The organism is Pseudoalteromonas sp. SG43-6 (assembly GCF_014164365.1).
GTDB classification, from domain to species: domain Bacteria; phylum Pseudomonadota; class Gammaproteobacteria; order Enterobacterales; family Alteromonadaceae; genus Pseudoalteromonas; species Pseudoalteromonas rhizosphaerae.
This window is the reverse complement of the sequence record NZ_JACJEZ010000091.1, coordinates 1-7,442: the sequence shown is the minus strand read 5'-3', so window position 1 is coordinate 7,442 and position 7,442 is coordinate 1. Positions and strand designations below refer to the sequence as shown.

Annotated in this window: 8 protein-coding genes; all 8 read right to left on the bottom strand. The window is 42.2% G+C overall.

Translation table 11 applies throughout. The features are described from left to right. Positions 1–87: 87 nt before the first annotated feature. The 8 genes from H5201_RS21710 to iscR all read right to left on the bottom strand — a co-directional run bounded on the left by H5201_RS21710 (position 88) and on the right by iscR (position 7,324). Positions 88–1,515, bottom strand: a complete 1,428-nt coding sequence (locus H5201_RS21710) for an NAD-dependent succinate-semialdehyde dehydrogenase (protein ID WP_182785371.1) — start codon at positions 1,513–1,515, stop codon at positions 88–90. 434 nt (positions 1,516–1,949) lie between these two features. Next, positions 1,950–2,288: an ISC system 2Fe-2S type ferredoxin gene (gene fdx, locus H5201_RS21705; RefSeq protein WP_145236547.1), complete on the bottom strand. Its 339-nt coding sequence runs from the start codon at positions 2,286–2,288 to the stop codon at positions 1,950–1,952. A gap of 11 nt (positions 2,289–2,299) precedes the next feature. Next, the gene (gene hscA, locus H5201_RS21700) at positions 2,300–4,162 is read right to left on the bottom strand and encodes a Fe-S protein assembly chaperone HscA (protein ID WP_182785370.1); all 1,863 of its coding nucleotides are present in this window, start codon (positions 4,160–4,162) and stop codon (positions 2,300–2,302) included. 51 nt (positions 4,163–4,213) lie between these two features. Then, complete coding sequence (gene hscB / locus H5201_RS21695; protein ID WP_149980539.1) at positions 4,214–4,741, bottom strand: co-chaperone HscB; 528 nt, start codon at positions 4,739–4,741, stop codon at positions 4,214–4,216. A gap of 92 nt (positions 4,742–4,833) precedes the next feature. Continuing rightward, positions 4,834–5,157: an iron-sulfur cluster assembly protein IscA gene (gene iscA / locus H5201_RS21690; protein ID WP_145236536.1), complete on the bottom strand. Its 324-nt coding sequence runs from the start codon at positions 5,155–5,157 to the stop codon at positions 4,834–4,836. A 10-nt stretch (positions 5,158–5,167) separates the two neighbouring features. Then, the gene (iscU, locus tag H5201_RS21685) at positions 5,168–5,551 is read right to left on the bottom strand and encodes a Fe-S cluster assembly scaffold IscU (RefSeq protein WP_145236533.1); all 384 of its coding nucleotides are present in this window, start codon (positions 5,549–5,551) and stop codon (positions 5,168–5,170) included. Between the two features lie 40 nt (positions 5,552–5,591). Beyond that, positions 5,592–6,809 (bottom strand): IscS subfamily cysteine desulfurase, encoded by a 1,218-nt coding sequence (locus H5201_RS21680; RefSeq protein ID WP_149980538.1) that lies wholly within the window; start codon positions 6,807–6,809, stop codon positions 5,592–5,594. A 23-nt stretch (positions 6,810–6,832) separates the two neighbouring features. Next, positions 6,833–7,324 (bottom strand): Fe-S cluster assembly transcriptional regulator IscR, encoded by a 492-nt coding sequence (gene iscR / locus H5201_RS21675; protein WP_145236527.1) that lies wholly within the window; start codon positions 7,322–7,324, stop codon positions 6,833–6,835. Positions 7,325–7,442: the final 118 nt, after the last annotated feature.

The window sequence follows — 7,442 nt, the reverse complement described above, 5'->3', positions numbered from 1 at the left end:
GCCAAAAAATTTGAGCGTTGCTAATTATTATGTCAACACTTAAAAAACACTCGGACAGCTTAAAACTTATAGCTTACCGCTCTAAAGCTAAATTTTCATACACACATATTTTTCTTCGAGGTACTCGTCGAGCCCTTGGTGGCCACCTTCGCGACCAAGACCTGACTGCTTAACCCCACCGAACGGTGCCACGGGGTTTGATATTAACCCTTCATTAATACCTACCATGCCGTACTCTAATGCTTCGCTCACTCGGTATATTTGTTTCAAATCTTGGCTATAAAAATAAGCAGCTAAACCATAAGGCAAATCGTTGGCCAGTGCTAAAACTTCAGGCTCTTCATCAAATACAATGATACTCACCACCGGGCCAAAAACTTCTTGATGGTAAATGTCCATCTCCGCAGTTACCCCATTTAAAATAAGCGGTGCTTGATAGTTACCACCAAGCTCAACATTATCACCTATTTGTACTGCACCTTTTGCTTTGGCATCTGCAACCAACTCTTGTACTTTTTGCTTAGCTTTAGGATAAATCAACGGCCCTATATCTGTTGCGTCATCAAGCCCATTACCAACTTTCAGTGCTGTAACTTTTTTAGCTAATTTATCGACAACTTGATCAAGCACGCTACGCTGCACAAAAATACGGTTAGCGGCGACACAAGTTTGCCCACCATTTCTAAATTTTGCCCCCATAAGTCCCGTTACCGCTTCATCCAAATCGGCATTATCAAAAATAATAAACGGCGCGTTACCACCAAGTTCCATTGAAGTACGCTTAATAGTAGAGGCACATTGTGCAAGTAATTGCTTACCGACACCCGTTGAACCGGTAAAAGTGAACTTACGAACAAGTTCAGATTCAGTTAGTAACTCACCCACCATTTTAGCGTTTTCAGAGAGCAATACATTAAAAGCGCCTTTTTCAAAACCGGCTTGGTCAGCCAAATAAGCCAATGCTAAAGCACATAAAGGTGTATGTTCCGAAGGTTTTAGTACAAAGCTACACCCAGCGGCATAGGCTGGTGCAACTTTACGGGTAACCATAGCAATCGGAAAATTCCAAGGAGTTATGCCTGCAACCACGCCAATAGGCTGTTTAAAACTAGTTAAACGATGATTGTCATCAGTGGCGGGGATCACATCACCATAGCTACGTTTGGCTTGCTCTGCGTACCACTTAATAAACCCAGCCCCATATTCAACTTCACCAAGGGCTTCTTTTAATGGTTTACCTTGCTCTTTAGTCATTAATTCAGCAAGGGTTTGTTTATGCTGCATAACCAGTTCAAACCAACGCATTAATACATTACTACGCGTTGTGGCATTGGTGGCTTTGAGTTTAATAAATGCGCCGTGAGCGGCGTTGATGGCTTTATGAACCCCATCATCATCGATATCACTTACCATGATGATGCTTTGCTGTGTAGCGGGATCATCAACACTAAAGTGTTTTTCAGTGGAGTAAAACCCACCGTTAATGAAAGAGTCGTTAAATAGTAGATTATTCATAAAACCTCCAAAGCAATTATTACGGCATATAGCCAATGTTATGTTCACCACCGATAAGTGAAAGGTACTAGGTCAAAGGCAAAGACTAGCTCCACCTAAAATCTAACATCTCAATACAACCGCGCGACATAAAGCCGCGCCTACACAAATTCAAACATTGATGCCAAACCATAGCCGCGTGAGCGTAAATGAGAAGATATACCCTTCACTTATCTCTAAAGCGCAGCGCAATCTTAACCTCTTTGTGAATAAATCACTTAAATCTTTCGCGGCTAAAGCCGGCTCCTACGCAAATTCAAACATTGATGCCAAACCCGTAGGCGCGAGTTTACCTCGCGCAATTTTCCACCTTTATAAACAAAAACACCGCGTTCAAATTGAGCGCGGTGTTTTCTTTAAAGCTTAAGGCTTACAACTTATAGCTGCGCTTTAAATCAATGCTCTTCATTAACTATATTGAGATTGTACTTCGGTATTTCAACTATTAAGTCTTCATCACGGATTATTGCTTGGCAACCTAGGCGTGATTCAGGCTCTAAACCCCATGCTTTATCTAGCATGTCGTCTTCAAGCTCGTCGCTTTCATCAAGTGAGTCAAAACCTTCACGAATAACTAAATGACAAGTGGTACACGCACATGACTTTTCACAAGCATGTGGAATACTGATACCGTTTTTAAGTGCAACATTAAGAACTGTTTCACCACTTGGTGCATCAATTGCAGCGCCGTCAGGACATAATTCCGGATGGGGAAGAAAAATAATTTGTGGCATTCTAACCTCTTTTAAACGTTGTCTACTGACTGCCCTTGCAGTGCTTTTTTGATCGATGCATCCATTCTTAACTCAGCAAATTTACTGCTGGCGTTATCAACTTTCTCAATGGCTGCTTTTATTTGATTTGGCTCGGTAGCTGTCTCACGAACTGTAACTAACTTCGCTATTTCAGCGTTCAAGTTAGTTAATTCATGTTCAGCAAGTAAAGCACTGTCTGTTGCTAATGATGCATAAAGTGCTTCGATAACACGCAATGCTTCAACTTGTTGCTCTTTGAGCATACGCGCTTGCATATCATCTTTGGCATTAGTCATCGACTCTTTAAGCATATTAGCTACTTGGTCATCTGACAAACCAAACGATGGTTTAACCTGGATTTCAGCTTGTACGCCAGTTGATTTTTCCATTGCAGATACGCTAAGTAAGCCATCGGCATCGACTTTAAAGGTCACACGAATATGCGCCGCACCGGCTGCCATTGGTGGAATACCTTTTAAGCTAAATTTAGCCAATGAACGGCAATTATCAACTAGCTCTCGTTCACCTTGCAATACATGCAGCGACATTGCAGTTTGACCATCTTTAAAAGTGGTAAACTCTTGTGCTCGTGCTACAGGTATAGTGGTATTACGCGGAATAATCTTTTCCACTAAGCCGCCCATAGTCTCAAGGCCAAGCGATAGTGGTAATACATCAAGTAACAACATGTCTGAATCAGGCTTGTTGCCCACTAACACATCCGCTTGTAATGCTGCACCAAGTGCAACGACGCGGTCCGGATCAATAGAGGTAAGCGGCTCTTTATTAAAAAATTCAGCGACTTGGTTGCGTACGATTGGCATACGGGTTGAACCGCCGACCATAACTACTTGCAGTACTTCGTCATTTGTAATGCCAGCATCTTTAACTGCACGGCGACACGAACGGAGCGTTTTTTTCACCAGCACCATGGCTAGTTCTTCAAACTTTTCGCGAGTGACTTCAACCGTGTATTTTTCATCATCAAACTCAAGACCAACATTCACTTTAGCATATTGGCTTAGTGCTTCTTTACAAGCTTTAGCTTTATTAATAAATAAGCGTAATACTGATGGAGATAGCGTCATCACACCGGTTTCACGTTTAAAATGATCAACTAATAATGAGTCAAAATCATCGCCACCTAGGCTTGAATCACCACCGGTTGCTAGTACTTCAAATACACCTTGGTTTAAACGCAAGATTGAAATATCAAAGGTACCGCCACCTAAATCATAAACTGCGATAATGCCTTCTTGGCCTGAATCTAAACCATAAGCAACTGCGGCTGCAGTTGGCTCGTTTAATAAACGCAGTACATTAATACCAGCAAGCTCTGCGGCATCTTTGGTGCTTTGGCGCTGTGCATCATCAAAATAAGCAGGTACTGTGATCACGGCACCTAAAATATCTTGCCCTGCAAAGCTTTCTTCAGCGCGTTGCTTTAATGCTTTTAAAATATCGCTTGATGCGGTGATTGGGCTGATGTTGCCAGCCGCGGTGGTAATCGCTAATGCGCCATCATGCTGACAAAAATCATACGGTAATTGGCCGTAGCTTTGCTCTATTTCAGCTTGAGTTTTACCTAAAAAACGTTTAACTGAAATTAAAGTATTTACAGGATCTTGTGTTGCAGCTTGAGCGGCAAGTTCGCCTACTGTTATACCATCAGCGGCGTAACGTACAACAGACGGTAACATGGCTGCGCCATTAACATCGGTTAATGTACGGGCTTCGCCACTTTGTACTGTCGCAACAAGTGAGTTGGTAGTACCAAGGTCAATACCAATTGCTAACTTATGTTCATGTGGTGCCGCGCTCTGCCCCGGCTCAGCAATCTGCAATAATGCCATAATGATCTTTAACTCTTGTTTGACTTACCAATGGTGCAGTAAGTTAGATAATTAATCGTCGAATAAACTGTCTTCAATACGCTCTAATTCATCTCGTAATTTATACACGAACTTTAATTTTCGAATGCTATCAGCGGCTAACTGCCATTGCTGCTCGTCATTACTTGCCAATTGCTCAGCAAGTTGCGCGCTGTATTGGCTGTCTAGTTGTTTTATTTGCTTCTCGAACTGAGCAATCGCTGTGTCTGGATCATCGCTTGTGCTTAGCTCTTCAAGCTCTTCACGTAATTCCATTTGCTGCATTAAAAAGAGTGGATCTTGTAGTGTTTGCTGCTCGGCACGAATATCAACACCCAATTCACTCAGCATATATTCTGCGCGTTTTACCGGATGCTTTAAAATTTGTAAGGCATCATTAATTTCTGCGGTATTTTGTACGGCTAATAACTTATCACGGCTGCTGGCATTGGCATGGCGATCTGGGTGAACGGCACGCTGGAGTTCGAGGTAATTCTTAGTTACTTTTGCCAAATCTACATTGTAATCAACGGGTATCGCAAACAATTCAAAATAGCGCATAATTCCAACCATGCCAACAATCTATTGGCTTAAAATTCAGATAGAACAAAGCCCTACAGGTGCAGGGCTTAAGAGTACAATCACTTTATTGTTTATACTGTGAAACTTTCGCCACAACCACACTCATCAGCTTGATTTGGGTTAATAAATTTAAACCCTTCGTTCAAACCTTCTTTAGTGTAATCAAGCTCGGTACCATCAATATAAACTAAGCTTTTAGCGTCGACGATTACTTTAACCCCTTTAGATTCAAATACTTCGTCGCCTTCAGATAACTCGTCAACAAACTCAAGAACATATGCAAGACCTGAACAGCCCGTCGTTTTAATGCCTACGCGCAGGCCTAAGCCTTTTCCGCGATTTGCTAAAAATGATTCTACGCGGTTTACTGCCGCTTCTGTCAATGTCACTGCCATGATTTATCTCTTACTTCGCTTGTTTACTTTTGTAATCTGCAATTGCTGCTTGAATTGCATCTTCAGCTAAAATTGAACAGTGAATTTTCACTGGAGGCAATTCAAGCTCAGCACTGATATCAGTGTTTTTGATCATTGCAGCTTCATCTAATGTCTTGCCTTTAACCCACTCTGTTACAAGTGACGATGAAGCAATTGCGCTACCACAACCGTATGTTTTGAATTTAGCATCTTCAATTATGCCTGCAGCTGATACTTTAATTTGCAGCTTCATTACGTCACCACATGCTGGTGCGCCAACCATACCCGTTGCTACTGATGGATCATTTTTGTCTAATACACCTACGTTACGTGGGTTTTCAACATGATCGATTACTTTATCACTATACGCCATAATTCTATCCTCATTACCTGCTAGTGGATGTGCTCGTCAATTAATGATGAGCCCATTCAACTGAATCTAAATCAACACCCTCTTGATGCATTTCCCAAAGAGGAGACATCTCACGTAAGCGACCGATAGAGTTTTTCATTAAATTGACGGTATAATCAATCTCTTCTTCGGTGGTAAAACGACCAATACTAAAACGAATTGAGCTGTGTGCTAATTCATCGTTGCGGCCAAGCGCACGTAATACATAAGAAGGCTCTAAACTTGCTGAAGTACAGGCAGAACCTGATGATACAGCAATATCTTTAACAGCCATCAATAACGACTCACCTTCAACAAAGTTAAAGCTGATGTTAATTATTCCTGGTACTGATTGGTCCGGCGTACCGTTAAAGTACACTTCATCCATATCAGCCATAATGCCATCAATTAAACGCTTACGAAGCGCGCTGATGTGAGCATGATCTTTTTCGAAATCTTGTTTGGCAATTCTAAATGCAGCACCCATACCAACCAACTGGTGAGTCGCTAGCGTACCAGAGCGCATTCCACGCTCATGACCACCACCATGCATTTGTGCTTCTAAACGAGCACGCGGTTTACGGCGAACATACAATGCACCGATACCTTTCGGGCCATATACTTTGTGCGCTGAGAAAGACATAAAATCAACTTTAAGCTGTTGCACGTCGATTAAAACTTTACCGGCACTTTGTGCAGCATCAACGTGGAACATGATTTTACGTTCGCGACACATTTCGCCAATAGTCGCGATATCTTGAATTACACCTAGCTCGTTGTTTACATGCATAATGCTCACTAACACTGTGTCATCGCGCATTGTGTCGGCTAATTTTTGTAAATCAAGTAGGCCGTTTTCTTCAACGTCCATATAGGTTACTTCAAACCCTTGACGCTCTAGCTCACGACAGGTGTCGATCACTGCTTTATGCTCAGTTTTAGCGGTAATAACGTGCTTACCTTTCTTTTTATAAAACTGTGCTGCGCCTTTAATTGCAAGGTTGTTTGATTCTGTCGCACCCGAAGTGAAAACGATTTCACGTGGGTCTGCGTTAATTAAATCTGCGATATCAGTACGAGCTTGATCAATCGCTTCTTCAGCTTGCCAACCAAAACGGTGTGAACGTGATGCAGGGTTACCAAAATTGCCATCCATTGTTAGGCATTGCATCATTTCTTTTGCTACACGCTCGTCAACTGGCGTGGTTGCTGCGTAATCTAAATAAATCGGTAACTTCATTTCTTTCTCCGCTGGACGCCAACTTATAGTTGGCAGCTTACTTGAATATTTTCCAATTGCTTGAGTGCATTATTAACGCTGTTATCTTGGCGAGATGAAACTTCCTTCACATCTGACTTTTCCACCAATTCAGCAAGGGTAATACCGTTTAAAAAGTCTTCTATTCTGGTACTTAGATCAGACCATAAGGTGTGAGTTAAACACCGCATACCGCTTTGACAGCCGCCCGTTGCACCATGGCATCGGGTTGCATCTATTGATTCATCAACGGCGTTGATCACATCACCAACCGAAATTGCATGCGTTTCTCGACCGAGTAAATAACCACCACCAGGTCCACGCACTGAGCTGACTAAACCACTTTTACGTAACCGGGCAAATAACTGCTCTAGATACGACAAAGAAATTTCTTGTCGTTCTGAAATATCAGCAAGGGGAACTGGCCCTACATTTGTATGTAGCGCAACATCCAGCATCGCTGTGACGGCATACCTGCCTTTTGATGTTAACTTCATGGAGCCCCCGCACTAAAGAGTGCAAATTTTAATTACCAGAGTAAAATAGTCAAGTATTAAATAAAGTCTAGGTTCTAGGTTCTAGGTTCTAGGTTCTAGGTTCTAGGTTCTAGGTTCT

Excerpts from the sequence above, each read along its gene's own strand:
- H5201_RS21710 (WP_182785371.1), bottom strand. The coding sequence starts at position 1,515 with ATGAATAATCTACTATTTAACGACTCTTTCATTAACGGTGGGTTTTAC.
- H5201_RS21680 (WP_149980538.1), bottom strand. The coding sequence starts at position 6,809 with ATGAAGTTACCGATTTATTTAGATTACGCAGCAACCACGCCAGTTGAC.
- iscA (WP_145236536.1), bottom strand. The coding sequence starts at position 5,157 with ATGGCAGTGACATTGACAGAAGCGGCAGTAAACCGCGTAGAATCATTT.
- fdx (WP_145236547.1), bottom strand. The coding sequence starts at position 2,288 with ATGCCACAAATTATTTTTCTTCCCCATCCGGAATTATGTCCTGACGGC.
- iscU (WP_145236533.1), bottom strand. The coding sequence starts at position 5,551 with ATGGCGTATAGTGATAAAGTAATCGATCATGTTGAAAACCCACGTAAC.
- hscA (WP_182785370.1), bottom strand. The coding sequence starts at position 4,162 with ATGGCATTATTGCAGATTGCTGAGCCGGGGCAGAGCGCGGCACCACAT.
- hscB (WP_149980539.1), bottom strand. The coding sequence starts at position 4,741 with ATGCGCTATTTTGAATTGTTTGCGATACCCGTTGATTACAATGTAGAT.
- iscR (WP_145236527.1), bottom strand. The coding sequence starts at position 7,324 with ATGAAGTTAACATCAAAAGGCAGGTATGCCGTCACAGCGATGCTGGAT.